Annotated in this window: 26 protein-coding genes and 1 riboswitch; of the genes, 8 read left to right on the plus strand and 18 right to left on the minus strand. The window is 70.9% G+C overall.

Going from position 1 to position 26,953, the window contains the following annotated elements; translation table 11 throughout:
• Positions 1-26: 26 nt before the first annotated feature.
• The 3 genes from KVT44_RS04660 to KVT44_RS04670 are packed head-to-tail and all read right to left on the minus strand — an operon-like array spanning position 27 to position 1,895.
• On the minus strand, positions 27-788 hold the full coding sequence (locus KVT44_RS04660; RefSeq protein ID WP_054229932.1) for a DUF3710 domain-containing protein: 762 nt from the start codon (positions 786-788) through the stop codon (positions 27-29).
• A gap of 1 nt (position 789) precedes the next feature.
• Positions 790-1,314, minus strand: coding sequence for a dUTP diphosphatase (gene dut / locus KVT44_RS04665; protein WP_099920261.1), 525 nt, complete (start codon positions 1,312-1,314; stop codon positions 790-792).
• Positions 1,311-1,895 (minus strand): PaaI family thioesterase, encoded by a 585-nt coding sequence (locus tag KVT44_RS04670; protein ID WP_217566195.1) that lies wholly within the window; start codon positions 1,893-1,895, stop codon positions 1,311-1,313. The genes dut and KVT44_RS04670 overlap by 4 nt, the downstream gene beginning before the upstream one ends.
• Before the next feature lie 58 nt (positions 1,896-1,953).
• Between KVT44_RS04670 and KVT44_RS04675 the strand changes: the two genes are divergently transcribed.
• Positions 1,954-2,415 (plus strand): DUF3093 domain-containing protein, encoded by a 462-nt coding sequence (locus tag KVT44_RS04675; RefSeq protein WP_067375327.1) that lies wholly within the window; start codon positions 1,954-1,956, stop codon positions 2,413-2,415.
• A 205-nt stretch (positions 2,416-2,620) separates the two neighbouring features.
• Here the strand turns inward: KVT44_RS04675 and KVT44_RS04680 are convergent, their stop codons facing one another.
• From KVT44_RS04680 to KVT44_RS04695, 4 genes are all read right to left on the minus strand, one after another.
• Positions 2,621-3,592 carry a hypothetical protein gene (locus KVT44_RS04680; protein WP_217566196.1) on the minus strand — a complete coding sequence of 324 codons (972 nt, stop codon included), beginning with the start codon at positions 3,590-3,592 and terminating at the stop codon, positions 2,621-2,623.
• Between the two features lie 13 nt (positions 3,593-3,605).
• Positions 3,606-3,902 (minus strand): DUF4193 domain-containing protein, encoded by a 297-nt coding sequence (locus KVT44_RS04685; protein ID WP_003997302.1) that lies wholly within the window; start codon positions 3,900-3,902, stop codon positions 3,606-3,608.
• A gap of 392 nt (positions 3,903-4,294) precedes the next feature.
• Positions 4,295-5,542 carry a HAMP domain-containing sensor histidine kinase gene (locus KVT44_RS04690; RefSeq protein WP_217566197.1) on the minus strand — a complete coding sequence of 416 codons (1,248 nt, stop codon included), beginning with the start codon at positions 5,540-5,542 and terminating at the stop codon, positions 4,295-4,297.
• Between the two features lie 6 nt (positions 5,543-5,548).
• Entirely contained in the window at positions 5,549-6,202 is a 654-nt protein-coding gene (locus KVT44_RS04695; protein ID WP_010983842.1) for a response regulator transcription factor, read from the minus strand.
• Between the two features lie 416 nt (positions 6,203-6,618).
• Here KVT44_RS04695 and KVT44_RS04700 point away from each other — a divergent pair, with 416 nt between their 5' ends.
• On the plus strand, positions 6,619-6,792 hold the full coding sequence (locus KVT44_RS04700; RefSeq protein WP_165854003.1) for a hypothetical protein: 174 nt from the start codon (positions 6,619-6,621) through the stop codon (positions 6,790-6,792).
• Positions 6,793-6,962: 170 nt separating this feature from the next.
• Here KVT44_RS04700 and KVT44_RS04705 read toward each other — a convergent pair whose 3' ends face one another.
• Positions 6,963-7,778 carry an inositol monophosphatase family protein gene (locus tag KVT44_RS04705; protein ID WP_217566198.1) on the minus strand — a complete coding sequence of 272 codons (816 nt, stop codon included), beginning with the start codon at positions 7,776-7,778 and terminating at the stop codon, positions 6,963-6,965.
• 8 nt (positions 7,779-7,786) lie between these two features.
• Entirely contained in the window at positions 7,787-8,914 is a 1,128-nt protein-coding gene (locus KVT44_RS04710; RefSeq protein WP_217566199.1) for a ferrochelatase, read from the minus strand.
• Between the two features lie 190 nt (positions 8,915-9,104).
• On the opposite strand from KVT44_RS04710, the gene KVT44_RS04715 reads away from it, so the two are divergent.
• The 4 genes from KVT44_RS04715 (at position 9,105) to sepH (ending at position 13,849) form a co-directional block, all read left to right on the plus strand.
• The gene (locus tag KVT44_RS04715; protein ID WP_099920267.1) at positions 9,105-10,343 is read left to right on the plus strand and encodes an MFS transporter; all 1,239 of its coding nucleotides are present in this window, start codon (positions 9,105-9,107) and stop codon (positions 10,341-10,343) included.
• On the plus strand, positions 10,303-11,622 hold the full coding sequence (locus KVT44_RS04720) for a D-arabinono-1,4-lactone oxidase (RefSeq protein WP_217566200.1): 1,320 nt from the start codon (positions 10,303-10,305) through the stop codon (positions 11,620-11,622). Before KVT44_RS04715 ends, KVT44_RS04720 begins: the two co-directional genes overlap by 41 nt.
• Before the next feature lie 107 nt (positions 11,623-11,729).
• Positions 11,730-12,188, plus strand: a complete 459-nt coding sequence (locus KVT44_RS60535; protein ID WP_217566201.1) for a hypothetical protein — start codon at positions 11,730-11,732, stop codon at positions 12,186-12,188.
• Between the two features lie 605 nt (positions 12,189-12,793).
• Complete coding sequence (sepH, locus tag KVT44_RS04730; RefSeq protein WP_097224578.1) at positions 12,794-13,849, plus strand: septation protein SepH; 1,056 nt, start codon at positions 12,794-12,796, stop codon at positions 13,847-13,849.
• Between the two features lie 118 nt (positions 13,850-13,967).
• Here sepH and KVT44_RS04735 read toward each other — a convergent pair whose 3' ends face one another.
• Positions 13,968-14,819 (minus strand): sulfurtransferase, encoded by an 852-nt coding sequence (locus KVT44_RS04735; RefSeq protein ID WP_217566202.1) that lies wholly within the window; start codon positions 14,817-14,819, stop codon positions 13,968-13,970.
• A gap of 322 nt (positions 14,820-15,141) precedes the next feature.
• Here KVT44_RS04735 and KVT44_RS04740 point away from each other — a divergent pair, with 322 nt between their 5' ends.
• Positions 15,142-15,945, plus strand: coding sequence for a VOC family protein (locus KVT44_RS04740; protein WP_190172385.1), 804 nt, complete (start codon positions 15,142-15,144; stop codon positions 15,943-15,945).
• A gap of 20 nt (positions 15,946-15,965) precedes the next feature.
• Here the strand turns inward: KVT44_RS04740 and KVT44_RS04745 are convergent, their stop codons facing one another.
• The 4 genes from KVT44_RS04745 to KVT44_RS04760 all read right to left on the minus strand — a co-directional run bounded on the left by KVT44_RS04745 (position 15,966) and on the right by KVT44_RS04760 (position 21,419).
• A complete protein-coding gene (locus KVT44_RS04745) occupies positions 15,966-16,613 on the minus strand; it encodes a thymidine kinase (protein ID WP_054229918.1) in 648 nt (215 codons plus the stop codon).
• A 62-nt stretch (positions 16,614-16,675) separates the two neighbouring features.
• Positions 16,676-17,863 carry an alkaline phosphatase family protein gene (locus tag KVT44_RS04750; RefSeq protein ID WP_054229917.1) on the minus strand — a complete coding sequence of 396 codons (1,188 nt, stop codon included), beginning with the start codon at positions 17,861-17,863 and terminating at the stop codon, positions 16,676-16,678.
• Positions 17,863-18,450, minus strand: coding sequence for a DUF5998 family protein (locus KVT44_RS04755; RefSeq protein WP_054229916.1), 588 nt, complete (start codon positions 18,448-18,450; stop codon positions 17,863-17,865). The genes KVT44_RS04750 and KVT44_RS04755 overlap by 1 nt, the downstream gene beginning before the upstream one ends.
• 149 nt (positions 18,451-18,599) lie before the next feature.
• On the minus strand, positions 18,600-21,419 hold the full coding sequence (locus KVT44_RS04760) for a bifunctional GNAT family N-acetyltransferase/acetate--CoA ligase family protein (protein WP_217566203.1): 2,820 nt from the start codon (positions 21,417-21,419) through the stop codon (positions 18,600-18,602).
• A gap of 178 nt (positions 21,420-21,597) precedes the next feature.
• Between KVT44_RS04760 and KVT44_RS04765 the strand changes: the two genes are divergently transcribed.
• Positions 21,598-21,879, plus strand: a complete 282-nt coding sequence (locus KVT44_RS04765; RefSeq protein ID WP_054229914.1) for an HPr family phosphocarrier protein — start codon at positions 21,598-21,600, stop codon at positions 21,877-21,879.
• 182 nt (positions 21,880-22,061) lie between these two features.
• Here KVT44_RS04765 and KVT44_RS04770 read toward each other — a convergent pair whose 3' ends face one another.
• From KVT44_RS04770 to KVT44_RS04785, 4 genes are all read right to left on the minus strand, one after another.
• Positions 22,062-22,757 (minus strand): GntR family transcriptional regulator, encoded by a 696-nt coding sequence (locus KVT44_RS04770; protein WP_060901134.1) that lies wholly within the window; start codon positions 22,755-22,757, stop codon positions 22,062-22,064.
• 212 nt (positions 22,758-22,969) lie between these two features.
• A complete protein-coding gene (locus KVT44_RS04775) occupies positions 22,970-23,734 on the minus strand; it encodes a M23 family metallopeptidase (RefSeq protein WP_067375294.1) in 765 nt (254 codons plus the stop codon).
• A 12-nt stretch (positions 23,735-23,746) separates the two neighbouring features.
• A riboswitch (cyclic di-AMP (ydaO/yuaA leader) is annotated at positions 23,747-23,907 on the minus strand.
• Positions 23,908-24,213: 306 nt separating this feature from the next.
• Positions 24,214-25,602, minus strand: a complete 1,389-nt coding sequence (locus KVT44_RS04780; RefSeq protein WP_099920275.1) for a pitrilysin family protein — start codon at positions 25,600-25,602, stop codon at positions 24,214-24,216.
• Positions 25,599-26,939, minus strand: a complete 1,341-nt coding sequence (locus KVT44_RS04785) for a pitrilysin family protein (RefSeq protein WP_063818518.1) — start codon at positions 26,937-26,939, stop codon at positions 25,599-25,601. Before KVT44_RS04785 ends, KVT44_RS04780 begins: the two co-directional genes overlap by 4 nt.
• Between the last annotated feature and the right edge of the window lie 14 nt (positions 26,940-26,953).

The following is a 26,953-nucleotide window of genomic DNA, read 5'->3' on the forward strand; positions in this document are numbered from 1 at the left end:
CCCGCGGAGTGTCCGGCGGACAGGCTCTAGCGGACCTCGGTGATCTCCGGTCCGCGCTGCAGTTGTCCCATGCCTCCGGAGAAGCGGGAACCGCTCTGCTCCTCCTGCTGGACACCCTCGGGCACCATCTGCGCGTCGTTCGGCAGCTTCAGGACGATCGGGTCGCGCGGGGCCATCGGACCCTCACCGCGTACGACGACCGTGTCCCGGAAGATCTGCTCCAGCAGGCCCGCGGCCTGCGGCTGCACGGCGCCCTGCCCGGAGATCACTCCACGCAGGAACCAGCGGGGCCCGTCCACGCCGACGAACCGCACGACCTGGAAACCACCCGTGCCGTCCGGCAGCTGCACCGGCACCTGCGCCCGCAGCTCCCAGCCCAGCGGGCCCTCGACCTCGTCGATGACACCGCCCTGCTGGGTGATGCCGGTGGCGATCTCCTCGCGCACCTCGCCCCAGATGCCCTCACGCTTGGGGGCGGCGAAGGCCTGCAGCTGGATGGCGCTGTCCTTGAGGACGACGGTGGCCGCGACGATCGCGTCGCCCGCGACCTCGACCCGCAGCTCCATGCCGTCGACTCCGGGCACGAAGAGACCACCCAGGTCCACGCGGCCCTCGGCGGGGTCCCGCACCTCCGAGTCGTCCCAGGGTCCGTCGGGCCGCGGCTCCGGCTCGAGCCTCACGCGCTCCCGCTCCGCCTCGTCCGCCTCAGTGTCGACACTGTCGACGACCTGCTCGGCCTCGCCCGCCGCGTCCTCGGCGGCACTGCCCTTCTTGCGACGTCCGAACACGTCACTGTCCTTCCCGGTCGGATACGACCGAAGCGTATCGATTCCCACCCGTTGTGCCGCCCACAGCGGCATGACCGCCAGTGGACCCGAAGCCCCCTGCGGCCCGCGCCGAGTCGGGAAGTTCCGCGACCTCCTGGAAGCGGACCTTCTCGACCTGCTGGACGACCAGTTGAGCAATCCGGTCGAAGCGCTCGAACCGCACCGACTCGCGCGGGTCGAGATTCACCACGATCACCTTGATCTCCCCACGGTACCCGGCATCAACCGTCCCCGGGGCATTCACGAGGGCGACACCGCAGCGGGCGGCAAGCCCGGAACGCGGGTGCACGAAGGCCGCGTACCCCTCGGGCAGCGCGATGGACACGCCCGTGGGCAGTACGGCGCGCTCGCCCGGCTTCAGTTCACGGCTCTCGGTGGTACGCAGATCGGCTCCCGCGTCACCGGGCTGCGCGTACTCGGGAAGCGGTACGTCCGGGTCGACACGGCGGATCAGCACGGCGAGTTCTTGCCGGGGATCGCGGGTCACGGGTTCACCTCGAAGGCACGGACACGGCGGATCTGGTCCGGTTCGTTCATGGCGGCCCGGATCTCCTCCGGGCGGCCGTTGTCGATGAAGTGGTCGACCTTGACCTCGATGAAGAGAGCGTCCGCGCGAACGGCGACGGGCCCGTCGGGGCCACCGATCCGCCCGGTGGCGGTCGAGTAGATCTTGCGGCCGGCCACCGCCGTGACCTCGGCCTCCAGGTACAGCACCGTGTCCACGGGGACGGGCAGGGCGAAGTCGGTCTCCAGGCGGCCGGTGACCGCGATGGTGCGCAGCAGCCAGTTCAGCGAGCCGAGCGTCTCGTCGAGGGCGGTGGCGAGCACCCCGCCGTGGGCGAGCCCCGGGGCGCCCTGGTGGGCGGCCCGTACCGTGAACTCCGCCGTGACGGTGACGCCCTCCCCCGCGCGGGCCTCCAGCTGCAGTCCGTGCGACTGCTCCCCGCCACACCCGAAACACTGTTCGTAGTGGGCGCCGAGAAGCTCGCCGGGGGCGGGCGCGTCGGGGTGCCGCACCGGCGCGACGGCGTCGGCGGGAGGCTGCAGAGCTGCGGAAGTACGACTCACAGCCGCAGACCTTACCCGCGCGTCCACCAAGTCTTCGCACCGTGCCAAGCTTGGCTTCATGCAGCTCTCCGCCTCCCCGTACGAAGAACGCCTCACCGCCCCCCGCAGCTGGTGGGCGATCTGCTTCCTGATCGGGATAGCGATGGCCCTGGTCTTCCTCCCCTTCGGCACGCTGCCGCTGCTGGGCGCGCTGGTCGGCGGCACCGCGGTCTCGGCGGTCGTGGCGAGCGCGTACGGGTCGATCCGCATCCGGGTCGTCGGTGACTCCCTGATCGCGGGCGAGGCGAAGATCCCGGTCGCGGCCCTGGGCGACGCGGAGATCATGGACCAGGAGGAGGCGCGCGCCTGGCGCACGTACAAGGCGGACCCGCGCGCCTTCATGCTCCTGCGGGCGTACATCCCCACGGCCCTCCGCGTCCAGGTCACCGACCCGGCCGACCCCACGCCGTACCTGTACCTGTCGACGAGGGAGCCGGAGCGCCTGATCGCGGCGCTCGAGGCGGCTCGGGCCACGGCGTAGCCCCCTGCGAAGAAGAAGTCGCGCCCCGAACCACCACGGCGCGCGACGGTGCGCCTTCGTGTAAAGCGGTTACGCGCCGGCGCACACCGCCCCACGGGCAGTGCTCCTCCGCACCCAGTGCTCCCGGCCCGTCACGAGCCGGTGGCCCCTGGGCCTGCCCCGCCGCTCATCTCAACCAGGCGCGGCGGGCGGTGCCGGACGGGGCTCAGTGCCCCAGTTCCTTGGGGATCTCCCCCAACCGCAGGGGATCCGCCGGCTTCTCCAGGGGCGGCAGCTCCGCGAGCGCGTCCCACGGCACCTGGGACTTGCGCAGGTCCTTGCGGATACGCGCCGCCAGGCGTTTGGTGTCCCGGCGGTTCATGACCGCCCCCACCGCCGCGCCCACCATGAACGGCATCAGGTTCGGCAGATCCCGGACCATGCGTTTCATGATCTGCTGGCGCAGCTCGCGCTTCATCTGGCCGCCCAACGCGGCGTTGATCGTCGACGGTTTGGTCACGTCGATCCCGCGCTCGGAGGACCAGGAGTTCAGATACCCGGTGCTGCGCTGTTTGAGGTTGCCCGGCGGCCGCAGGCCGTAGACCTCGTGGAGCTCGGCGATCAGCTTCAGCTCGATCGCGGCGACGCCGGTGATCTCCGCGGCCAGCTCGGTCGGCATCGCGGGCGGCACCGGCAGCATCGCGGCGGCACCGATCCCGGCGCCCACCGTGGACGTCGCGTTGGCCGCACCCGCGACGAGCTTGTCCGCGAGCTGTTCGGGGGTGAGTCCCGGGAACTGCCTGCGGAGGGTCGCGAGGTCCCGTACGGGGACGCGCGGCGCGATCTCGATGATTCGGTCGGCGAGGTGGGCCAGGCCCGCCTTGGCCCTGCTGCCGCCCTTCTGGACGCCCTTTCTGACCCCGTCCCGAAGGCCGGCCGCACGGCGGCCGGTGGCGGGAACGGCGACGTCCGCCGGAACCGAACCGTCGGACGGTTCCGGATCGTCGGCCGGCTTCACCTCGCCGGCCCGCTCGAAGGCGCCTGTCGGCGCTGTGGCGGGCGCCCGCTCGAGCGAGGCTGATCCTGGTCGGGAAGAGCCCCGCTCGTCGTCACGCACGCCTTCAGGGCCGTCTGAGGGCCCTTCGTCCGCTGCCCGTGAGGGGAAGCGGCGCTTCCAAGGTGGGGTCGAGCCAGTCACGGCCGACCCTGCCTCAGTCGCAGTCGCGGCAGATCGGCTGACCGTTCTTCTCGCGGGCCAGCTGGCTGCGGTGGTGCACCAGGAAGCAGCTCATGCAAGTGAACTCGTCCTGCTGCTTGGGCAGCACCCGGACGGCCAGCTCCTCGTTCGAGAGGTCGGCTCCGGGCAGCTCCAGGCCTTCTGCGGCCTCGAACTCGTCTACATCGACCGACGACGTCGACTTGTCGTTCCGGCGAGCCTTCAGTTCTTCAAGGCTGTCCGAGTCGACGTCGTCGTCGGTCTTGCGTGGGGTGTCGTAATCCGTTGCCATGTCGCTCTCCCCCTCTGGGTGTCTGCGGTGTCTCAGCGCACGTAACGCGTGAGAGGCCGGACTTGTGCCCGACCTGAGGCGGAGATTTTGCCTCACATCAAGGTCTGTTACTCAATCGACACCCAACCGGACTCCTCATGAGTGATCGGCTTGGATGGCGATGCGGACCGTACACGGTCCGAAGGGCCCACTTCAAAGGCGTCCCACCGTGTACTTCCCGTGATCTAGACCCCCGAAAACCCGGATTTTCCCGGCTTTACGACAGCCTGCGTGACCACGGAGAGTAGATGGCCAGAAATTCGCCCTTGTGATCGATCACACACGAGTCTCCCGGATGGGCGACCAGAAAATTCCGCGCAAAGCGAACATCGCCGCGTGTCCGCGACATGTTCTCAGATCGGCAGGGTGACGCGCATCACGAGCCCACCCCCCTCACGCGGCTCTGCCGCGATATGGCCCCCGTGTGCGCGGGCCACCGACCGGGCGATGGAAAGGCCGAGGCCCACGCCCTTGTCGCTGCCCGTGCGCTCCGTGCGCAGCCGCCGGAAAGGCTCAAAAAGATTGTCGATCTCGTACGCGGGAACCACCGGACCCGTGTTCGTGACCACCAGTACCGCCTGGCCGTGCTGGACCTGCGTCGTGACCTCGACCCAGCCGTCCTCCGGCACGTTGTACCGCACCGCGTTCTGGACGAGGTTCAGGGCGATCCGCTCCAGCAGGACGCCGTTGCCCTGAACGACCGCCGCGGCGCGCTCCCCGCGGATCGCCACACCCTTGGCCGCGGCCTCGGCGTGCACCTGGTCGACGGCCTGTGTGGCGACCTCGGCGAGGTCCACGGGCTTGCGCTCGACGATCTGGTTGTCGCTGCGGGCGAGCAGCAGCAGGCCCTCGACGAGCTGCTCGCTGCGCTCGTTGGTGGCGAGCAGCGTCTTGCCGAGCTGCTGGAGCTCCACCGGGGCTCCGGGGTCGGACAGGTGCACTTCGAGGAGCGTGCGGTTGATCGCGAGCGGGGTGCGCAGTTCGTGCGAGGCGTTGCCGACGAACCGCTGCTGGGCGGTGAAGGCGCGCTGCAGCCGCTCCAGCATGTCGTCGAAGGTGTCCGCCAGCTCCTTCAGCTCGTCGTCGGGGCCGTCCAGCTCGATCCGCCGGGAGAGGTCCGAGCCCGCCACCGCGCGCGCGGTGCGGGTGATCCGGCCGAGCGGCGACAGGACGCGGCCCGCCATCGCGTAGCCGAAGGCGAAGGCGATGATCGCGAGGCCGAGCAGGGCGAGCAGGGAGCGGCTGAGCAGGTCGTCCAGGGCCGTCTGACGCTGGTGGTCGATGCAGTTGCTGATCGCGACGTTGAACTCGTCGAGTGACAGGTTGCCCGCCTGGACGGCGGGGCAGTTGTCGCTGCTCACCTTGATCGACGTACCGCTGACGATCTTGAAGAGCGGCTCGGCGCCCGTGTTCAGGGCCTGCGCCGCGAGCAGATAGATGATCGACAGCAGCATGATGCCGGCGATCAGGAACATGCCGCCGTACAGCAGCGTGAGTCGTATGCGGATGGTCGGGCGCAGCCAGGGGAACGGGGGCTCCGCCCTTCTGGGCTCCCAGGTGGGCTTCGGAGGCGCCGTGGGGGGCGCGGGCGTCGTGGCCACCGCGGATCAGATCCGGTAGCCGGAGCCGGGCACGGTGACGATGACCGGAGGTTCCCCGAGCTTGCGACGCAGGGTCATGACGGTGACGCGGACGACGTTGGTGAAGGGGTCCGTGTTCTCGTCCCAGGCCTTCTCCAGGAGCTGCTCGGCGGAGACGACGGCGCCCTCGCTGCGCAGCAGCACCTCCAGGACGGCGAACTCCTTGGGCGCGAGCTGGACCTCCTTGCCGTCGCGGAAGACCTCGCGCCTGTTGGGGTCGAGCTTGATCCCGGCGCGCTCCAGGACGGGCGGCAGCGGCACGCTCGTACGACGCCCGAGAGCACGCACGCGTGCCGTCAGCTCGCTGAACGCGAACGGCTTGGGGAGGTAGTCGTCGGCGCCGATCTCCAGGCCCTCGACACGGTCGCTGACGTCGCCGGAGGCGGTGAGCATCAGCACGCGCGTGGGCATGCCGAGCTCGACGATCTTGCGGCAGACGTCGTCGCCGTGCACGAGCGGAAGGTCACGGTCGAGGACGACCACGTCGTAGTCGTTGACGCCGATGCGCTCCAGGGCGGCCGCACCGTCGTACACGACGTCGACGGCCATGGCCTCCCGGCGCAGTCCGGTGGCCACCGCATCGGCGAGCAGCTGCTCGTCCTCGACGACGAGTACGCGCACGTCGCTTGTCCTTCCTCTGTCCACCCGCGTAGCGCCTCTTCGGCACACGTGGGCAGGGGGGTCTGTCATGGGTAAGGCCTCCATCCTGCCCTTTTCGGCCATAAACCGGCTGTAAGACGGGTGAGAGGCGCCCGGTACGACGGTCTCGGGGCCCGGGAATGCGAGATTTTCTCGTCGGGTTGAGGTTTCTACGGAAGGGAGCGGGGGGAGGACGGCTTTACACCCCGCGATCACGCTCTGCATGTGGCAAGCCACCTTGTGGTACGTCCAACCGCTTCCGCAGAGCGGGCGTGGGTGTCCGGCACCGTCGCCGCCCAGCCCGGGCAGCGCTGGGCACCCTCTGGAGACGTGATCGCCCCTTCCCAACGGCACACCCCCGTGCCACCGACCCACGACCCAGGACGAGGGGGCGCAGCATGGACGCATTCACCGCAGGACTTCTGCAGCGCATAAGGGCGACCGAGTCCGACCTGACGCGGGCTCGCGAAACAGGCGACGACTTCCTCGCGGAGGTCGAGCAGGCCGAGCTCGAGGACCTGCGCCGCCTTGCCGCCGAGCACGGTGTGGAGGTCGGCGCGTCGCGCGTCTGAGCAGTTCGTACGAGAGCGGGGCCCCGGTATCGATCCAGTGCCGGGGCCCCGCTCCGTTGTTGTGCGTACCGAATTCCGTAGCCGCTGTACGCACCGGGAACAGCGGGTGCCGTACGCACCGGGAACGGTGGGTGTTCTCAGTCGTGACGTACCAAGAACGGTGGGTGTTCTCAGTCGTGCCAGGCGCCGAACTCCTCCAGAAGCCGCTGGAGGGGCTCGAAGACGCCCGGGGAGGCCGCGACCGCCAGATCGCCCCCGGGGCGCTCTCCGGGGCGTCCACCGGTCAGGGCGCCCGCCTCACGGGCGATCAAGTCGCCCGCCGCGAGGTCCCAGGGGTGCAGACCGCGCTCGTAGTAGCCGTCGAGGCGGCCCGCGGCGACGTCGCACAGGTCGACGGCCGCCGAACCGCTGCGCCGGATGTCGCGCAGCACGGGGATCAGCCGGTGGGCGACCTCGGCCTGGTGGACCTTGACCTCGGTCACGTAGTTGAAGCCGGTCGAGACCAGGGCCTGGTCCAGGGGCGGCGACGGGCGGCAGGCCAGCCGGCGCTCGCCGACCCAGGCCCCGGTGGCCCGGGCGCCCCTGCCGCGCACGGCGCTGTAGGTCTCGCCGCGCATCGGTGCCGCGACGACTCCGACGACGGTCTCGCCGTTCTGTTCGGCCGCGATGGACACCGCCCAGGTCGGCAGCCCGTAGAGGTAGTTCACCGTGCCGTCGAGCGGGTCGACGACCCAGCGGATGCCGCTGGTGCCCTCGCTGGAGGCGCCCTCCTCGCCGAGGAAGCCGTCGTGGGGGCGGTGCTGGGAGATCAGGTCGGTGATCAGCTTCTCGGCGGCAATGTCCATCTCGGTGACGACGTCGATCGGGCTGGACTTGGTGGCGGCGACCGTGAGGTCTGCCGGGCGGCCGTCCCGCAGCAGCTCACCGGCGCGGCGGGCGGCGTCGTGGGCGAGCTGGAGCAGTTCGGTGTGCAGGGGCTCGATCAAGGGGCTCCTCAGGCATACGGGCTGTCGGCGCCCGCGGCGGCGGGCTTGGGGGCGCGGGCCGGGCAGCAGCCCACAGGGCACAGGCCGTGGCTCGCGCCGAGCGCGCCCAGGGCGCAGGGTGTCACCTGCAGCCCGTTCTCCGTCGCGGCGCGCTCCATGACGAGGTCGCGGATCGCCGCGGCGAAGCGGGGGTCGGCGCCCACGGTGGCCGAGCGGCGCACGGGCAGTCCCAGCTCCTCCGCCTTGGCCGTCGCCTCCGTGTCGAGGTCGTACAGCACCTCCATGTGGTCCGAGACGAAGCCGATGGGGGCCATCACGACGGCCGGGACCCCGGCCCCGTGCAGCTCCTCCAGGTGGTCGCAGATGTCGGGCTCGAGCCACGGGATGTGCGGGGCTCCGGAGCGCGACTGGTACACGAGCTGCCAGGGGTGCTCGATCCCGGTCTCCTCGCGCACGGCGGCGGCGATCAGCTTCGCCACGTCCAGGTGCTGCTTGACGTAGGCGCCGCCGTCGCCGTGGTCCTCGGCCGGGCCGGAGGTGTCGGCGCCGGCGGTGGGGATGGAGTGCGTGGTGAAGGCGAGGTGCGCGCCTGCCCGTACGTCCTCGGGGAGCTCGGCGAGGGACTTCAGGACGCCCTCGATCATGGGCTCCACGAAGCCGGGGTGGTTGAAGTAGTGCCGCAGCTTGTCGATCTTCGGCAGCTCCAGGCCCTCGGACTCCAGGGCCGCCAAGGCGCCCGCGAGGTCCTCGCGGTACTGCCGGCAGCCCGAGTACGAGGCGTACGCGCTGGTGGCGAGGACGAGGACGCGGCGGCGGCCGTCGGCGACCATCTCGCGCAGGGTGTCGGTCAGGTACGGCGCCCAGTTGCGGTTGCCCCAGTACACGGGCAGGTCCAGGCCGTGGTCCGCGAAGTCCTTGCGGAGGGCGTCGAGCAGGGCACGGTTCTGGTCGTTGATCGGGCTGACCCCGCCGAACAGGAAGTAGTGCTGCCCCACTTCCTTCAGCCGTTCCTTGGGGATGCCTCTCCCCCGCGTCACGTTCTCCAGGAACGGAACCACGTCGTCCGGGCCCTCGGGGCCGCCGAACGAGAGCAGGAGCAGGGCGTCGTAGGGGGTGGCATCGAGCACATCTGGCATGTGTCCGATCCTGCCATCCGTCGCTGACAGCCGGACAACAGCCACATGACAAGCGCAATCGGTGGGAGTACGCGAGGGAGTGCATTAGGGTCACCTAACCCGTAAGCTGTATCGGCCATCTACACGCCTTACCGGAGTCCGATCGCACGCGGTGACCGTGCGGCCGGGCCGAGCCCACCGGAGACCCTTCGTGCCCAGCCCGTACCGCGCCCTGTTCGCCGCCCCCGGCTCCAAGGGCTTCTCCGCCGCGGGCTTCCTCGGCCGGATGCCCCTGTCGATGATGGGCATCGGCGTGGTGACGATGATCTCCCAGCTCACCGGCCGGTACGGGCTCGCGGGCGCGCTGTCGGCGACCATGGCGCTCGCGGCCGCGGTGATGGGCCCGCAGGTCTCCCGGATGGTGGACCGGCACGGCCAGCGGCGGGTGCTGCGCCCCGTCACCCTGTTCGCGCTCGCGGCGGCCGCCGGGCTGCTGCTGGCCGCGCGCTTCGAGTGGCCGGACTGGGTGCTGTTCCTCTGCGCGGCCGGGATCGGCTGTGTCCCGAGCATCGGCGCGATGATCCGGGCCCGCTGGGCGGCCCTCTACGGAGGCACCCCGCAGTTGCACACCGCGTACTCGTTCGAGTCCGTGGTGGACGAGATCTGCTTCATCTTCGGGCCGATCTTCTCCATCGGCCTGTCCACGGTGTGGTTCCCGGAGGCCGGGCCGCTGCTCGCCGCCTGCTTCCTGGCGGTGGGCGTCTTCTGGCTGACCTCCCAGCGCGCGACCGAGCCCGTGCCGCACCCGCGTGAGCACCACACCAGCGGTTCGGCGCTGCGCGCGGCCGGACTCCAGGTCCTGGTGGCCACGTTCGTGGCGACCGGAGCGATCTTCGGGGCCGTGGACGTGGTCACCGTGGCCTTCGCGGAGGAGCAGGGCCACAAGGGCGCCGCGAGTGTGGTTCTGGCCCTCTATGCGGCGGGTTCCTGCGCGGCGGGAGCGGTGTTCGGACTGCTGCACTTCAAGGGGGCGCCCGAACGTCGGTGGCTGCTGGGCATATGCGCCATGGCCGTGAGTATGATCCCCCTGCTACTGGTCGGAAACTTGCCGTTTCTGGCCGTGGCGCTGTTCGTTGCGGGCCTGTCCATCGCTCCCACGATGATCACGACGATGTCCCTCATCGAACAGCACGTACCACGCGCGAAACTGACCGAGGGCATGACCTGGGTGAGCACCGGACTCGCGGTCGGGGTCGCGCTCGGCTCCTCCGTGGCCGGCTGGGTGATCGACGCCGCCGGTGCGAAGGCCGGGTACGGGGTTCCGGCGGTGTCCGGAGCCGTCGCGGTCGCGGTCGGATTCCTCGGGTATCGCCGGCTGAGCAGGCCGGTTCCGCAGCGGGAGGGGACCCATGAGCACCACAGTGAGCGGGAAGAGCGGCACGTGGCGTAACTGGGCGGGGAACGTCACCGCCCGTCCCGTACGGGAGGTCGCCCCCGCTTCGGTCGAGGAGCTCTCCGCGGCCGTACGCAAGGCGGCCGCCGACGGTCTGAGGGTCAAGGCCGTGGGCACCGGGCACTCCTTCACCGCCGCCGCCGCGACCGACGGCGTGTTGATCCGCCCTCAACTGTTGACCGGCATCCGCAACATCGACCGCGAGGCCGGGACCGTCACCGTTGAGGCGGGCACCCCGCTCAAGCGTCTCAATGTGGCTCTCGCGCGCGAGGGGCTGTCGCTCACGAACATGGGCGACATCATGGAGCAGACGGTCTCGGGCGCGACCAGCACCGGAACGCACGGCACGGGCCGCGACTCGGCCTCGATCGCCGCGCAGATCAAGGGACTTGAGCTGGTCACCGCGGACGGTTCGCTCCTCACCTGCTCCGAGGAGGAGAACCCCGATGTCTTCGCGGCCGCCCGGGTGGGCATCGGCGCCCTGGGGATCGTCACCGCGATCACCTTCTCCGTAGAGCCCATTTTTCTGCTCACGGCCCGCGAGGAGCCGATGACCTTCGACAAGGTCACCGCCGACTTCGACGAACTCTTCACCGAGAACGAGCACTTCGAGTTCTACTGGTTCCCGCACACCGGCAACTGCAACACCAAGCGCAACAACCGCAGCGCCGGCCCCGAGAAGCCGATCGGGCAGATCGGCGGCTGGATCGAGGACGAGTTCCTCTCCAACGGGGTCTTCCAGGTGGCCAATCTGGTCGGCCGCGCCGCGCCCGCCACCATCCCGACGATCGCGAAGATCTCCAGCCGGGCGCTGTCCGCGCGGACCTACACCGACATTCCCTACAAGGTCTTCACTTCTCCGCGCCGGGTGCGCTTCGTGGAGATGGAGTACGCCGTTCCGCGCGAGGCGCTCGTCGAGACGCTGCGCGAGCTGAAGACGATGGTCGACCGCTCGTCCCTGCGGGTCAGCTTCCCCGTCGAGGTGCGCACGGCCCCCGCGGACGACATCGCGCTCTCCACTGCGTCCGGGCGGGAGAGCGCCTACATCGCCGTCCACATGTTCAGGGGTACGCCCTATCAGGCGTACTTCACCGCGGCCGAGCGGATCTTCACGGCGCACGAGGGCCGCCCGCACTGGGGCAAGGTGCACACCCGCGACGCGGAGTACTTCTCGAAGGTGTATCCGCGCTTCGGCGAGTTCACGGCGCTGCGGGACCGTCTTGACCCGGATCGCCGCTTTGGGAACGACTACTTGCGTCGGGTGCTGGGCTCGTAGGCGAACCGTCCGTGGGCGCCGGGGAGTCGGCCGGCGCCTGCGAAGCGGCACTGGAACTCGGCGTCGGCGCCGGGGATGTGGCACGGCCGTCACCCTGAGTGGCGCCGGTGCCGAAGCCGTCTTCGGTGCCGGGAGTGCTGTCGGTGGCCGACGGCTCCCTGGACGAGGACCCGCTCGAAGGGCTCGAAGGCGTCGTACCGGGCCTCGAGTGGGAGCCGGAGCCGCTCCCCTTGAGGGCGTCACCGACGGTGGTGTTCGTGCCGTCGCCGCTGAAGCTCTGCCCCGACACCAGCTCGTACGTCGTGATCCCCGCCATCGTGACGCCGAAGACGAGCGCCGCCGCGACCACCGGCCGCTTCCAGCTCTTGACCCGGGCGCGATACACGGTGCCCTCGGTGAACGCCCCCGGTACCGGAGCCTGTTCGGGCCTCGGCTTCGTCTGGACCGTGACATCGCGGAGCTGTTCGCCGGTGCGCTTGAAGAAGTGCTGGAAGACGGTGCCCCCACAGGTGGCGATCGCGCTGACCACTCCGGCGCCCAGGATCGTCCCGTACACCCCGAAATAGGAGGCGAATTTGGCCGCCACCACCGCGGCCACGGCGCTGCCCGCCACTTGTGGAAGGCTCAGGTCCACCCGCTTCTTCCTCGGTGCCCCTTCCTTCGCCCCCGGTTCCTCGCCCGTATCCGACTTCTCGCGCATCCCCGGACCTTGCCTGCCTTTCCCGTACTTCTCGACCGCTTGCACGAGAAAGGGACGGACGGGCGAAACGTTTAGTTCCGTTTCTGGCGATTACGTGAAGTACGACACGTTTCAAGGTCACTAATACGGCACAGCGGGCGGCCAACTACCACCCCTCACTAGAAGTTGGGCGGCGTGCCGATCCACGCACATGGCCCGAATGGAGTACTGTTGCGAGCCCTGGGTCCGGACTCCCGCCAGGGTGTCCGGGGCCTGACAGGACCGCCGGGAGGGGGCTCGTTGCACAGGGTGATGGAGTTCGTCACTTAGCGTTGCGAATAGGTAACCGTGCCATAACGGCGACCCCGGGCCTGTGCCCGACACGCCGGGCAACTCGGCAAGGTTGTGGCAGGCTGCACCCGGGCAGGCCACACTCGACTAGCGGAAGCAGCGACGCACGTGACGTCGGCAGGCACCACCCGGGAGGTCCCCATGCCCGAACTGCGTGTCGTGGCCGTCTCTAACGACGGCACACGGCTGGTGCTGAAGGCTGCGGACAGCACGGAGTACACGCTTCCGATTGACGAGCGTCTGCGCGCCGCTGTTCGCGGCGACCGTCCCCGCCTCGGCCAGATCGAGATCGAGGTGGAGAGCCATCTCCGCCCCCGAGACATCCAGGCGCGGATACGTGCCGGCGCCTCCGCGGAGGAAGTCGCCCAGCTCGCGGGAATCCCCGTCGACCGGGTGCGTCGCTTCGAGGGCCCCGTGCTCGCCGAGCGTGCCTTCATGGCAGAGCGGGCCCGGAAGACTCCTGTCCGCCGCCCCGGTGAGAACGCCGGACCCCAGCTCGGTGAGGCCGTCCAGGAACGGCTGCTGATCCGGGGCGCCGAGAAGGACACCGTCCAGTGGGACTCGTGGCGTCGTGACGACGGCACATGGGAAGTGCTGTTGGTCTACCGGGTCGCGGGCGAGCCGCACTCGGCGAGCTGGACGTACGACCCGCCCCGGCGGCTCGTCCAGGCCGTCGACGACGAGGCGCGCTCGCTGATCGGCGAGTCTGACGACCTCGCGGCGCCCGAGCCGAGCTTCCCGTTCGTCCCGCGCATCGCACGGCTGCCGCGCGACCGCCCGCTGGACCGTGCCCTGGACCGGCAGATGGAGCGCCCGAGCCTGCCCGGACCCTCCCCCGAGCCGATCGAGGAGAGTGTGAGCGACCGCGACTCGCTCACCAGCCTCCTGGAAGCGGTGCCCAGCTTCCGGGGCGACATGGTGGTGCCCGAGCGGCCCGCCACCGCGGAGCTCCCGGCGACGGAGGAGCCACCCACCGAGCCCGAGGCGGAGGAGCCCCCGGCCCCCGCGGCCTCGGCCGGTGCCGGGTCCGCCTACGCGGACGTGCTCATGCCCCGCTCGGTCGGCAGCCACCGCGACCGTCTCGTCGGCGCGACCGACCGCCAGGCCGAGGCCGACGGCGTCCGCCCGGGCCGCAGAGCGGCGGTCCCGAGCTGGGACGAGATCGTCTTCGGGACGCGACGAAAGAAGCAGGACTAGTCGGTTGTACGACATCGGGGCCCGCGCCACGCTGGAGCGGGCCCCTTTGCCGTTACCCGGGGTCGGGGCTCACCGCGACTTGCCGTTACCGGGGGTCGGGGCCAGCCGCGACTTGCCGTTACTGGGGGTCGGGACCCACCGCGACCGGACGGCCGCCGTCCCGCGACCACTCCGACCAGGAACCCACGTACAGCGCGGCCGGGATGCCCGCGACGGCGAGCGCCAGTACCTCGTGGGCGGCGGACACGCCCGAACCGCAGTAGACGCCGACCTCCGAAGTGCCGGTCACGCCGAGGGATTTGAAGCGCTCCGCGAGCTCGCCCGATGGCCGGAACTCGCCGGTCTCCGTGACGTTCTCCGTGGTCGGCGCCGAGACCGCGCCCGGGATGTGCCCGCCCACGGGGTCGATCGGCTCGACCTCGCCCCGATAGCGCTCACCGGCCCGGGCGTCGAGCAGCAGCCCCGTACGGGCGAGCGCGGCGGCCCCGTCCGCGTCCAGCAACGGCCGGGCGCCCGCGACCGGCTCGAAGTTTCCGGGGGCGGGCTCGGGGACCTCCGAGGACACCGGCCCGCTCCAGGCGGCCAGCCCGCCGTCAAGCACGCGCACCGACGGATGCCCCGTCCAGCCCAGCAGCCACCAGGCCCGCGCGGCGGCCCACCCCACGCCCCCGTCGTACACGACGACATCCCGGTCCATGGACACCCCGGCGGCCCGCATCGCCTCGCCGAAGACCTCCAGGTCGGGCAGCGGATGGCGGCCGCCCTCGCCGGGCTCCCCGGCCAGTTCGGCATCCAGGTCGACGAAGACCGCGCCGGGGATGTGCCCGGCCGCGTAGGCGGCCCGGCCGTCGAAGGGGGCGGCCCCGGCGGCCGTCGCCATGGAGAGCTGCCAGCGGATGTCGAGCACGACCGGCGGGTTCGGTCCCACCAGGTCGCTCGCGAGTTCGGATGCGGAGATGATGGCGTTCATGGCCACCATCCTTGCGTACGGGGTGGCCCCGGCGTCCAGGTCCGGCTACTCTGCTCGGCCGGACAGGTCCGATCACCGGGCGTACGGGATCGGGCACATGCTGTACAGCCGATGGACACTCCCCGGCAATCGCGCGGAAACGGATGGGAAACGGCTCATCGGGCATTCTCCGGCAGTGGACCACTACACGATGACGCCGCCGGGGCGCGCAGGGTGACGGGTGGTGCGAGCATCGGCACGGGGCGTGCACGCGCGATTGCGATACGCGTGTCGGTAGGCGGAAGGTGAACGGCCACCGCGAGGGGCCGAGAAGAGAGTGACGATGACCGAGGCACGGGAGTCGGCCGGCCCGAACGGCACCACGAACGCTCGGCACGCACCCGGCGTGCCCTGCTGGGTGAGCCTGATGGTGCACGGGATGGCCACGACCCAGGAGTTCTACGGAGAGCTGTTCGGCTGGGAGTTCCAGCCGGGCCCGCGGCAGCTCGGCCCGTATGCGCGGGCCCTGCTCGACGGCCACGAGGTGGCGGGAATCGGACAGATGCCACCCGACCGGCATCTGCCGATCGCCTGGACGCCGTACTTCGCCTCGGAGGACGTGAACCACACCGCCGAGTCGGTACGGCACTGCGGCGGCACCGTGGGCGTGGGTCCCCTGGACGCCGGAGAGGCCGGGCGGCTGCTGATCGCCTCGGACCCCACGGGCGCCGTCTTCGGGGTCTGGCAGGCGGCGGCCCATCTGGGCACGGCGCTCCACGGGGTGCACGGCACCCCCGCCTGGATCGAGTTGGTGACCCGCGACACCGAGAGCGTCGTCAAGTTCTACCAGGGGGTCTTCGGACACGAGCCGGAGCCGGTCGTCTCGGCCGACTTCGACTACATGACCCTGCACATCGACGGCCGCCCGGTGGCAGGCATGCACGGCGTCGGCCACGGCCTGCCCCGCGACCGCGGCCCGCACTGGCTGACGTACTTCGAGGTCGCGGACGTGGACGAGGCCGTCGCCCAGGCCACCGAGCTCGGCGGACACCTCCTCAAGGCGGCCCACGACTCGCCCTACGGACGGGTGGCCACGGTGGCGGACCCGGAGGGCGCGGTGTTCTCGGTGATCCGCACCGAGCGATGACGCACTCAGCGCGCTGAGAGTCAGGCGGAGGCGATCGGCAGTACGTCGGGCGAGAGGGCGCCCGCGCGGGCCGTGGCCGCCGTCATCCGGCGCCGGTGGTGTCGACGGCACAGGACCTCGTAGCCGATGTCCTCCGCCTGATTGACGTCGCCGACGACCACCTGGGCGCCCTCGACGACCATTTCGCCGCCTATCGTGCGGGCGTTGTGGGTGGCACGGGCGCCACACCAGCACAGGGCCTCGACCTGGAGGACCTCGACCCGGTCGGCGAGCTCCACGAGGCGCTGGGAGCCGGGGAAGAGCTTGGAGCGGAAGTCGGTGGTGATGCCGAACGCGAAGACGTCGACCCCCAGGTCGTCCACCACTCGAGCCAGTTGGTCGATCTGGCCGGGGGCCAGGAACTGCGCCTCGTCCGCGATCACGTAGTCCGCCCGGCCGCCCTGGGAGAGATGGTGGACGAGGTGCGCGTACAGGTCCTGGTCGTCCGCGACCTCCACGGCGTCCGTGACCAGGCCGAGGCGCGAGGAGAGCTTGCCCTCTCCCGCGCGGTCGTCACGCGTGAAGATCATGCCCTGTAGGCCCCGGGCCGAGCGGTTGTGCTCGATCTGGAGAGCCAGCGTCGACTTCCCGCAGTCCATCGTTCCGGAGAAGAACACCAGCTCGGGCATGGGGAGTTGAGCACCTTTCGACAAGAAGGGAGGCGGGCGGAGGAGAGACGGGCGGGGAGGGGTCAGGTACGTACTTCCAGGAGCGGAACGTGCTGCTCCACCGGTGCCATCGAACCGTGGTTGCCGACCATCGCCGACTCCTTCGGCTCCCGCTCGGTCGCGACGATCAGGACGTCGTCGCAGGCCGCCGCCACGACGTCGCCGATCCGGGCGTACACCCGTTCGTCGACCTGCGGCCCGAACCAGCCCGCCGCGATCGCCTCGTCGCGTGAAGCCACCCAGAACTGCTCGCCGAGCACCTCGCGCCAGCAGGTCAGGACGTCCGCCTCGGCACCCGGGACGGCGTACACATGCCGGGCCCGGGCCTCGCCGCCCAGCAGGGCGACTCCCGCGCGCAGCTCCCAGTCCTCGTCGAAGTCGATGCGGTGCTGCTCGTCGAAGGGGATGTCGATCATGCCGTGATCGGCGGTGATGTACAGGGCCGCGCGCGGCGGCAGTTGCTCCGCGAGGCGCTGGACCAGGCGGTCGACGTACATCAGCTGGCCGCGCCAGGGGTCCGAGTCGACGCCGAAGCGGTGGCCCTTGCCGTCCACCTCGGCGTAGTAGGTGTACACCAACGAGCGGTCGCCGGCGGCCAGTTGTTCGGCCGCGAGGTCCATGCGCTCCTCGCCGGACAGCCGCCCGTGGAACGTTCCGCCGCTCAGGGCGATCTTCGTGAGCGGGGTGTTCTGGAAGGTCGGGGACGAGACCTGGGCCGTGTGCACACCCGCCGCGTCCGCGAGCTGGAAGACGGTGGGATACGGCTGCCAGGCGCGGGGTTCCGTCCAGGGACTCCAGCGCAGCTGGTTCATCAGCTCGCCGGTCCTCGGGTTGCGCACGGTGTAGCCGGGCAGGCCGTGCGCGCCGGGCGGCAGGCCCGTGCCGACGGAGGCCAGGGAACTCGCGGTGGTCGCCGGGTAACCCGCGGTGATCGGGCGGCCGGTGCCGCCGCGGGAGCTTCCGAGGAGGGAGCTCATGAAGGGGGCCTCGTCCGGGTGCGCCTTCAGTTGCTCCCAGCCGAGACCGTCGATCAGGAAGACGCAGTTCCGGTCGGCCTCGGTCAGTTCCGGTATGGCGGTGGTCATGCCGGGGACGCCCATGCCGGCGGCGAGCGTGGGCAGCAGATCGGCGAGCGAGCCCGCGCCGTACTCGGGAACGGGCGCGGAATCGATGGCCAGCGGTTCCGGGTGGTCCCAGGTGGGCAGCGCCATCAGCGGGTGATGTCCGCGGTCGCCTCGGAGAGGGACTGCGCGAAGGCGAGGGCCTGGCGCACCGTCTCCGGGCCGTCCCCGGCCTCGCTGACGCGCAGGCTCAGGTCGTCCGCCGTCGAGTTGCCCGTGTAGCCGTGGTCCGCCTCGCAGTTGGGGTCGCCGCAGGCCGCGGGCTCCAGGTCGATGCGGGAGACCGCGCCCCAGCCGATGGTCAGGACGACCTCGCGGGGCAGCGTGCCCGGCGTGTACGACTCGGGGTTGGCGACGACCCGGCTGACGACGACCGACGAGATCCGGCCGAGTTTCACGGACTCGGTCGAGGTCGTGGCGTACGGCGTCGGGGAGGTCGTGTCCGCGTTCTGCTCGTCGGTGTGGCTCACGATGAAGCGGTTGCCGGTGAGGACGAGCACGGTCACGTGCCGGCGCACCTCGTTGGCGTCGAACGTCGTCTCCTGGTGGACCAGGTACGACCGGATGGTGTCGCCGCCGATCGCGGCCTCCACCGCCTCGGCCACGAGGGCCGGGTAGTAGCCGCTGCGCTCGATCGCCGCTCGCAGCCCCTGGGTCGTCGTACTGGTCTTGGCCATGACGTCCATCCTACGGTGGCCCACTGACTGCGAGGCACCGCTCGCGGGTGTCTGTCGTGGACGGATCAGAACGAATCCTCGACGGCCGCGGGCGCCGGTACGGCTCGGACGACGGGCTGGCACGGCTCAGACGACGGGACCGGTAAGGGTCAGACCACGGGAAGCGTGCGGGGGCCGAGGTCGTCGCGGACCGGGGCGCGGGCCAGCCGCACGGTGGCGCCGAGCACGCTCAGGCCGCGCGGGGCGACCACCACCGGCTCCAGGGAGACGGCGACGACCTCCGGGTGGTCGTCGACCAGCCGCGAGACGCGCAGCATCAGCTCTTCGAGGGCCACGGTGTCGACCGGCGCCGAGCCACGCCAGCCGAACAGGAGCGGCGCCGTCCGGATCGACCGGACCAGCGAGCTCGCGTCCCGGTCGGTGACCGGAACCAGCCGGTGTGCCGTGTCCCCGAGCAGCTCCGACGCGGCTCCGGCCAGGCCGAACGAGAGCACCGCTCCGGCCGCCGGGTCGATGACGGCCCGTACGACCGTGTCGACCCCGCGCGGCGCCATGCCCTGCACGACCGGGCGCAGCACCTCCGGCGTTCCGAAGAGGTCGGTCAACTCCGTGTACGCCCTCCTCAGTTGCGCCTCGTCCGTCAGATCCAGGCGTACGCCGCCCAGGTCGGCGCGGTGTCTCAGGTGCGGTGCGGTGGTCTTGAGGGCCACTGGGTAACCGAGGGTGCGCGCGGCCGCCGCGGCCTCGTCGGGCGTCGGCGCGGGCAGTGCCCGGTGTACGTCGATGCCGTACCGCCCGAGCAGCACGCAGGCGTCCTCGGGGGCGAGCGTCAGTCCCGAGCCCCGGGAAAGCAGCTCGTCGATCTGCTCGGCGGCGCCCTTCTCGTCGATGTCCTCGTACTCGGGGACCTTGCCGGGGTCGGCCACCTCGCGCCGCCACTGGGCGTACTTCACGGCCTCGCCGAGGGCACGGACGGCGCGCTCGGCGGCGGGGTAGGCGGGGATGAGCCGGGGGCTCGCCTCCGCGGGGCCGCTGACCGCGGTGGCCGGGCGTTCGGCGGGACGGGGTGCCTGGCCCGCGCCGGGTGCCGTGGACGCCGCCTGTGGTGCGGTGCTGGCCGCCGCCGACAGGGCCTCCGCGAGCCCGCCGAGCTCGACGTGCACCACGAGCACCGGCTTCGCCGGGGCCGAGGCCGAGGCCGATCGCAGGGCCTCCGCCAGGGCCGCGTCCTGGGCCGACGTCTCCCCCACGGCCGGTATGGCGGTCACCACCACGGCGTCGCACCTGTCATCGGCGAGGGCTTTCGTCAGCGCCCGGTGGAAGTCCTCCGCCGAGGCCGCCGTGGTCAGATCCAGCGGAGGAAGCGGTCGCAGTCCTTCGGCGAGGCACGCGTCGAAGGTCAGCAGCCCCAGGGACTCCGAGTTGCCGAGGATCGCCACCCGGGGTCCGGCAGGGAGCGGCTGGCGGGCCAGCAGAAGCCCCGCGTCGACCAGCTCGGTGATCGTGTCGACCCGGATCACCCCGGCCTGCCGCAGCAGCGCGGACACGGTGGCGTGCGGCAGCCTGGTGGCCCGTACAGCGTGCCCCTGGGGAGCGGCGGCGTGCCGCGCGCCCTGGACCACGACCAGCGGCTTGGCGGCCGCCGTCCGCCGGGCGAGCCGGGTGAACTTGCGCGGGTTGCCGATGGATTCGAGGTACATCAGGGCGACGTCGGTGTCCGGGTCGTCGTACCAGTACTGGAGCACGTCGTTGCCGGACACGTCCGCCCGGTTCCCGGAGGAGACGAAGGTGGACACTCCGGTCACGCCGGTGACGCCGCCGCCGCGCCGGTGCAGCCGGGACAGCAGTGCGATCCCGATCGCGCCGGACTGGGCGAACAGGCCTATCCGCCCGGGGCGCGGCATCTCGGGCGCGAGCGAGGCGTTGAGGCGCACTTCGGGGGAGGTGTTGATGACCCCGAAGGCGTTCGGTCCGATGATGCGCATCCCGTACGTACGCGCCTGGCGGACGAGTGCGCGCTGGCGCTCGCGTCCGGCGGGGCCGCTCTCGGCGTACCCGGCGGAGACGACCACGAGGCCCTGCACCCCGTGCTCGCCGCACTCCGCGACGACTTCGGGGACGTACGGCGCGGGTACGGCGACGACCGCGAGGTCGACGGGCTCGGCGATGTCGCGGACGGAGCGGTGGGCCGGGACGCCGGCGAGCTCCTTCTCCTGGAGTGCCTTGTTCACGGCGTACAGCCGCCCGGTGAAGCCGGCCGCGCGCAGGTTGTCGAGGACGCTGCGTCCCACTCCGCCGGGGGTGCGGCCCGCTCCGATGACGGCGACCGAGCCGGGCGCGAGCAGTCGCTGCACGGACCGCGCCTCGGCGCGCTGCTCCCGCGCGCGCTGCACGGCGAGCGAGCGGTCGGTGGGTTCGAGGTCGAACTCCAGGCGTACGACGCCGTCCTCGAAGTGCCGCTTCTGCTGGTACCCGGCGTCCGTGAACACCTTGATCATCTTGGTGTTGGCGGGCAGTACCTCGGCGGCGAAACGGCGGATGTCCCGCTCTCTGGCGACGGCCGCGATGTGCTCCAGGAGGGCCGAGGCGACGCCGCGGCCCTGGTGGGCGTCCTGCACGAGGAAGGCGACCTCGGCCTCGTCCGCGGGTACCGAGGCGGGCCGTCCATCGGCATTAATACGGTCATAGCGTACGGTGGCGATGAACTCGCCGCCGACCGTGGCCGCGAGTCCCACCCTGTCCACAAAGTCGTGGTGCGTGAAGCGGTGGACATCCTTGGCGGACAGGCGCGGGTAGGGCGCGAAGAAGCGGTAGTACTTCGACTCGTCCGAGACCTGCTCGTAGAAGCTCACCAGCCGCTCGGCGTCGTCGACGGTGATGGGCCTGATGCGGGCGGTGCCGCCGTCGCGCAGCACCACGTCGGCCTCCCAGTGGGAGGGGTACTCGTGCCGGTCCGACGAGGTCTGCATGGGCCCCAGAGTACGGCTCGCGTCCGACAACGGCGCGAGGCAGGCTAGGGGCACCGAAGTCGGATCCAGGCCGGGATCCGACGCGGAGTTCGGGACGGGAACAACACCCTGCCCGGACTCGCTTCACGTTGTGGAACACTGGTCTAGACAACCCTGAACACCTGAAGGGCAGCATCACATGGCTGAGCGCCGCGTCAACGTCGGCTGGGCCGAGGGCCTCCACGCCCGTCCCGCCTCCATCTTCGTCCGGGCGGCCACGGCCTCCGGTATCCCCGTGACGATCGCCAAGGCGGAGGGCAACCCCGTCAACGCGGCCTCCATGCTGGCGGTCCTCGGCCTGGGCGCCCAGGGCGGCGAGGAGATCGTCCTCGCCTCGGACGCCGAGGGCGCGGACGCCGCGCTCGACCGGCTGGCGAAGCTGGTGGCGGAGGGTCTCGAGGAGCTCCCCGAGACCGTCTGAGAAAGAGCCTCCGAGCGGGGTTCCTCAATTGATGGCGGGAGTGGCCTTCGCACCAAAAGACCCGCCCCGCGCGCATTCGAAGGGCTCGCCTGAAAACATCGGGCGGGCCCTTCGCTTTTTCCAATTGCGGGCAGCAGAAATAATCCCCCGCGAATTACCCCTCTTTGTATACGGCGCCGGTGTTAATGACGCACGCCCGTCATGTTTACGGGATGTTGCGAAGTCCTCACACGTTCCGGACGATCTCCCCCACCGGGAAAACGCAGCCGGTGAGCGACCGTCGCACGCTCGGCGTGCAGCGCCGTGACGGCCCGCGCCCGCTCGCTGTCGCCGCGCGCCACCGCGTCCACGATCCCGCCGTGCTCCGCCCAGGACTCCGCCGGATTGGCCGGCGCCTCGACCGCGTACATCCAGGCGATCTTGTGCCGCAGCTGGGCCAGCGTGGAGGTCAGCGCGGGGCTCCCGGAGGCCTGCGCGAGAGTCTCGTGGAACCAGCCGCCGAGCGAGCGCAGATCCTCGCTGTTCCCCCTCCTGGCCCGCTCCTGACCCAGTCTGACCAGGCCTCGAAGCACCTTGAGGTGGGCCTCGGTGCGCCGCTGAGCGGCCCTCGCGGCGCCCAGCGGCTCCAGGAGCATGCGCATCTCGAGCAGGTCCGCGGCCTCCTGCTCGGTGGGCTCCGCGACGCACGCGCCCGCGTGCCGACGGGTGACGACGAAGCCCTCGGCCTCCAGCGTGCGCAGGGCCTCGCGCACGGGGACCCGCGAGACGCCATAGCGTCGCGCGAGCAGTTCCTCGGTGAGCCGGCTGCCGCGCTCGTAGACACCCGCGACGATGTCGTCACGGATCGCCGTGCATACCGAGTGCGCGGGAATGCGCATGACCGGACCTCCGCCTTAATCCCCGCGAAACGCGGTCGATTGACGCTTGTTCAGTGACTCTATTGCAGAGAACCGGAATTTCCGATGGCGGGCCGGAATCCATGGATATTTTTTGGACAGACAGTCGTTCGAAACGACGAAGCCCCGGCTGGAGGGAGCCGGGGCTTCGGAAGTGTTGACGCCGGTCGTCAGACGTTCGGGGTGTGCGAGCGTCAGACGTTCACGCCGTGCGAGCGGAGATAGGCGACCGGGTCCATGTCGGAGCCGTACTCCGCCGTCGTACGGGCCTCGAAGTGGAGGTGCGGCCCCGTGGTGTTCCCGGTCGAGCCGGAGAGGCCGATCTGCTGGCCCGGGGTGACCGTCTGCCCCACGGAGACACCGATGGACGACAGGTGGCCGTACATCGTGTAGGTGCCGTCGTGCATCTTCAGGACGATCTGGTTGCCGTACGCGCCACCCCAGCCGGCCGTGACGACCGTGCCGGAGCCGACCGCGTGGACCGAGGTCCCGGAGGCGGCGTGGAAGTCGACGCCCGTGTGGCTGCCGGAGGACCAGAGGCTGCCGCCGGTCTTGTAGCCGGTGGAGATGTACGAGCCGGTGATCGGCAGGACGAAGGTGTTGAGGCGCTTGCGCTCGGCGGCGCGGGCGGCACGCTCCTTGGCCTCGCGCTCCTTCTTCGCCTCCTCGGCGGCCCTCTTGCGCGCGGCTTCTTCGGCCTTCTTGCGCGCGGCTGCCTCGTCGGCGGCGCGCTGCTGGGCGGCGGCCTGCGCGTCGATCTGGGCGGCGACGTTGTCGCCGAGGGTGACGGCCTGGGTCAGCCCGGTCTGCTCGACGGAGGCGTCCGCGGCGAGTGCCGGGGCGGCCAGGGTTCCGATGACACCGGTGGTGGTGAGCGCGGCGACGCCGACAGCGTTCGTGGTGGAGCGCTTCACGCGGCTCGGACGGCGGTGTTTCCCGGGGCCACAGGTGAACGCCATGTAGGGGCTGATCCTTTCCTTCCCTCTCGCCTACCGGGTTAGCTGACGGGTTCGGAGCAGGAAGGTCTCCTACGGACCCCCTCCAGGGAGGGCGTCCGATTCACCCCAGGGACTACGTGTGGGTCCCCGGCTCCCCTGGCTCGCGCCGTACGGGGACTCGGCGATGACTGTCCGGTGCCGCGGGCGCGGCGCACTGCCTGACGAACAGCCGCACCGACGCTAGACGGGGCGTCTTTCAATCAACAAACGGATCACGGCTTTTGTAGTGCATGCCACAGGGCAGACAGGCAACCTCCCTACCAATACGGACATCTTGGGGATGAAGTCCGAGCGAGAACCCGAGCGGAAATCCGATCAAAAAGGGGCCCGGGCGACTCTTCAGTCACCCGGGCCCTACGGAGTCACGCTCGTCCGCTCCGCGTGCGGCTCGGCTTACAGCCGGCCCCCACTGAGCCGCTGAACCTCTACTCCGTGAACCTCTACTCCGCCGAAACGACGGTCACTTCACCGATTCCGAGGGCCTTGACGGGCTCCCGGATCTGCGCGGCGTCGCCGACCAGGACGGTCACCAGACGGTCCACCGGGAAGGCGCTCACGGCGGCCGCGGTGGCCTCCACGGTGCCGGTCGCGGCGAGCTGCTGGTACAGCGTCGCCTGGTAGTCGTCCGGCAGGTACTGCTCGACCTGGTCCGCGAGCGTGCCCGCGACGGCCGCCGCGGTCTCGAACTTGAGGGGCGCCACCCCCACCAGGTTCTGTACGGCGATGTCGCGCTCGGCGTCCGTCAGGCCCTCTGCCGCGAGGGTGCGCAGTACCTTCCAGAGGTCGTCGAGCGCGGGGCCGGTGTTCGGGGTGTCCACGGAGCCGCTGATGGCGAGCATCGCGATACCGGTTCCGTCCGGCGCGGCGCGCAGGACCTGGCCGAACGCCCGCACACCGTAGGTGTAGCCCTTTTCCTCGCGCAGGACGCGGTCCAGGCGCGAGGTGAGGGTGCCGCCGAGGCAGTACGTGCCGAGCACCTGGGCGGGCCACACACGGTCGTGCCGGTCGGCGCCGACACGGCCGATGAGCAGCTGCGTCTGGACCGCGCCGGGGCGGTCCACGATGATCACACGGCCGGTGTCGTCGGCGGCCACTGACGGCACGGGGCGCGGCTCGGCGGACGAACCGGTCCAGTCGCCGAGCGTCTCGGCGAGCAGCGCGTCGAGGTCGACACCGGTCAGGTCGCCGACGATCACGGCGACGGACGTGGCGGGACGTACGTGCTTGTCGAAGAAGGCGCGTACGGCCGCCGAGTCGATCTTCTGGACGGTCTCCTCGGTGCCCTGGCGCGGGCGCGACATGCGCGAGGTCGCCGGGAACAGCTCCTTGGAGAGCTCCTTGGCGGCACGCCGGGCCGGGTTGGCCGTCTCGTGCGGGATCTCGTCGAGCCGGTTGCGCACCAGCCGCTCGACCTCGCTCTCCGCGAACGCCGGTGCCCTCAGGGCGTCGGCGAGCAGCCCGAGCGCCTTGGGCAGGCGCGAGACGGGCACTTCGAGCGACAGCCGTACGCCGGGGTGGTCGGCGTGCGCGTCGAGGGTGGCGCCGCAGCGCTCCAGCTCGGCGGCGAACTCCTCGGCGGAGAGCTTGTCGGTGCCCTCGGAGAAGGCGCGCGCCATGATCGTGGCGACGCCGTCGAGGCCCGCGGGCTCGGCCTCCAGCGGCGCGGCGAGCAGCACCTCGACGGCGACGACCTGCTGGCCGGGGCGGTGGCAGCGGAGCACGGTCAGGCCGTTGTCCAGCGTGCCGCGCTCGGGCGCCGGGAAGGCCCAGGGCTTGGGCTGACCCGCCTGGGGCTGCGGGTGGAAGTCCATGGTGGCGAGCTCGGTCACTTCGCCGCCTCCTCGTCCTCTTCGGTGGTGTCGGCGGCGACCGGCTCGTACACGAGCACCGCGCGGTTGTCGGGGCGCAGGCGGGCCTTGGCGACCTCCTGGACCTCCTCGGCCGTGATGTCCAGGACGCGCTGTACGGCCGTCAGGGCGAGTTGCGGGTCGCCGAACAGGACGGCGTACCGGCACAGTTCGTCGGCGCGGCCCGCGACCGTGCCGAGCCGGTCCAGCCACTCGCGCTCCAACTGGGCCTGGGCGCGCTCCATCTCCTCGTCCGTGGGGCCCTCCTCGGCGAACCGGGCGAGCTCCGCGTCGACGGCGGACTCGATCACCGGGACCTCGACGTCACCGGACGTCTTCACGTCCAGCCAGCCCAGGGAGGGCGCTCCGGCGAGCCGCAGCAGGCCGAACCCGGCCGCGACGGCGGTGCGGTCGCGGCGTACGAGCCGGTTGTAGAGCCGGGACGACTCGCCGCCGCCGAGGATGGTGAGCGCCACGTCGGCCGCGTCGGCCGCGCGCGTGCCGTCCTCCGGGAGCCGGTAGGCGGCCATCAGGGCGCGCGCCGGGACCTCCTCCTCGACGACCTCGCGCAGCTGCTCGCCGATGACCTCGGGCAGCGAGCCGTCGCGCGGGGCGGGCTTGCCGTCGTGCCCGGGGATGGAGCCGAAGTACTTCTCGATCCAGGCGAGCGTCTGCCGCGGGTCGATGTCCCCGACCACGGAGAGCACCGCGTTGTTCGGCGCGTAGTAGGTGCGGAAGAAGGCGCGGGCGTCCTCCAGGGTCGCCGCGTCCAGGTCCGCCATCGACCCGATCGGGGTGTGGTGGTACGGGTGGCCCTCGGGGTAGGCGAGCGCGGTCAGCTTCTCGAAGGCGGTGCCGTAGGGCACGTTGTCGTAACGCTGGCGGCGCTCGTTCTTGACGACGTCCCGCTGGTTCTCCATGGACTCGTCGTCGAGTGCGGCCAGCAGCGAGCCCATGCGGTCGGCCTCCAGCCAGAGGGCGAGCTCCAGCTGGTGGGCGGGCATCGTCTCGAAGTAGTTGGTGCGCTCGAAGCTGGTCGTTCCGTTCAAGGAGCCGCCCGCGCCCTGCACCAGTTCGAAGTGGCCGTTGCCCTTCACCTGGCCGGAGCCCTGGAACATCAGGTGCTCGAAAAGGTGAGCAAGGCCGGTACGGCCCTTGACCTCGTGCCGTGAGCCGACGTCGTACCAGAGGCACACCGCCGCGACCGGGGTCAGATGGTCCTCGGAGAGCACCACGCGCAGGCCGTTGGCCAGGCGGTGCTCGGTCGCTGTCAGGCCGCCGGAGCCTGCCTCAGCTGTGGCCGTGTGACCCATGGGCATGTACGTCCCTTCGA

The sequence above is a fragment of the Streptomyces sp. GbtcB7 genome (genome assembly GCF_019091445.1).
Classification (GTDB): domain Bacteria; phylum Actinomycetota; class Actinomycetes; order Streptomycetales; family Streptomycetaceae; genus Streptomyces; species Streptomyces mirabilis.

What these genes read in the sequence shown, in the direction of transcription:
- KVT44_RS04675 (WP_067375327.1), top strand. Translation starts at nt 1,954, where the DNA reads ATGCAGCTCTCCGCCTCCCCGTACGAAGAACGCCTCACCGCCCCCCGC.
- KVT44_RS04685 (WP_003997302.1), bottom strand. Translation starts at nt 3,902, where the DNA reads ATGGCAACGGATTACGACACCCCACGCAAGACCGACGACGACGTCGAC.
- KVT44_RS04700 (WP_165854003.1), top strand. Translation starts at nt 6,619, where the DNA reads ATGGACGCATTCACCGCAGGACTTCTGCAGCGCATAAGGGCGACCGAG.
- KVT44_RS04710 (WP_217566199.1), bottom strand. Translation starts at nt 8,914, where the DNA reads ATGCCAGATGTGCTCGATGCCACCCCCTACGACGCCCTGCTCCTGCTC.
- KVT44_RS04720 (WP_217566200.1), top strand. Translation starts at nt 10,303, where the DNA reads ATGAGCACCACAGTGAGCGGGAAGAGCGGCACGTGGCGTAACTGGGCG.
- sepH (WP_097224578.1), top strand. Translation starts at nt 12,794, where the DNA reads ATGCCCGAACTGCGTGTCGTGGCCGTCTCTAACGACGGCACACGGCTG.
- KVT44_RS04735 (WP_217566202.1), bottom strand. Translation starts at nt 14,819, where the DNA reads ATGAACGCCATCATCTCCGCATCCGAACTCGCGAGCGACCTGGTGGGA.
- KVT44_RS04740 (WP_190172385.1), top strand. Translation starts at nt 15,142, where the DNA reads ATGACCGAGGCACGGGAGTCGGCCGGCCCGAACGGCACCACGAACGCT.
- KVT44_RS04745 (WP_054229918.1), bottom strand. Translation starts at nt 16,613, where the DNA reads ATGCCCGAGCTGGTGTTCTTCTCCGGAACGATGGACTGCGGGAAGTCG.
- KVT44_RS04750 (WP_054229917.1), bottom strand. Translation starts at nt 17,863, where the DNA reads ATGGCGCTGCCCACCTGGGACCACCCGGAACCGCTGGCCATCGATTCC.
- KVT44_RS04755 (WP_054229916.1), bottom strand. Translation starts at nt 18,450, where the DNA reads ATGGCCAAGACCAGTACGACGACCCAGGGGCTGCGAGCGGCGATCGAG.
- KVT44_RS04760 (WP_217566203.1), bottom strand. Translation starts at nt 21,419, where the DNA reads ATGCAGACCTCGTCGGACCGGCACGAGTACCCCTCCCACTGGGAGGCC.
- KVT44_RS04765 (WP_054229914.1), top strand. Translation starts at nt 21,598, where the DNA reads ATGGCTGAGCGCCGCGTCAACGTCGGCTGGGCCGAGGGCCTCCACGCC.
- KVT44_RS04770 (WP_060901134.1), bottom strand. Translation starts at nt 22,757, where the DNA reads ATGCGCATTCCCGCGCACTCGGTATGCACGGCGATCCGTGACGACATC.
- KVT44_RS04775 (WP_067375294.1), bottom strand. Translation starts at nt 23,734, where the DNA reads ATGGCGTTCACCTGTGGCCCCGGGAAACACCGCCGTCCGAGCCGCGTG.
- KVT44_RS04785 (WP_063818518.1), bottom strand. Translation starts at nt 26,939, where the DNA reads ATGCCCATGGGTCACACGGCCACAGCTGAGGCAGGCTCCGGCGGCCTG.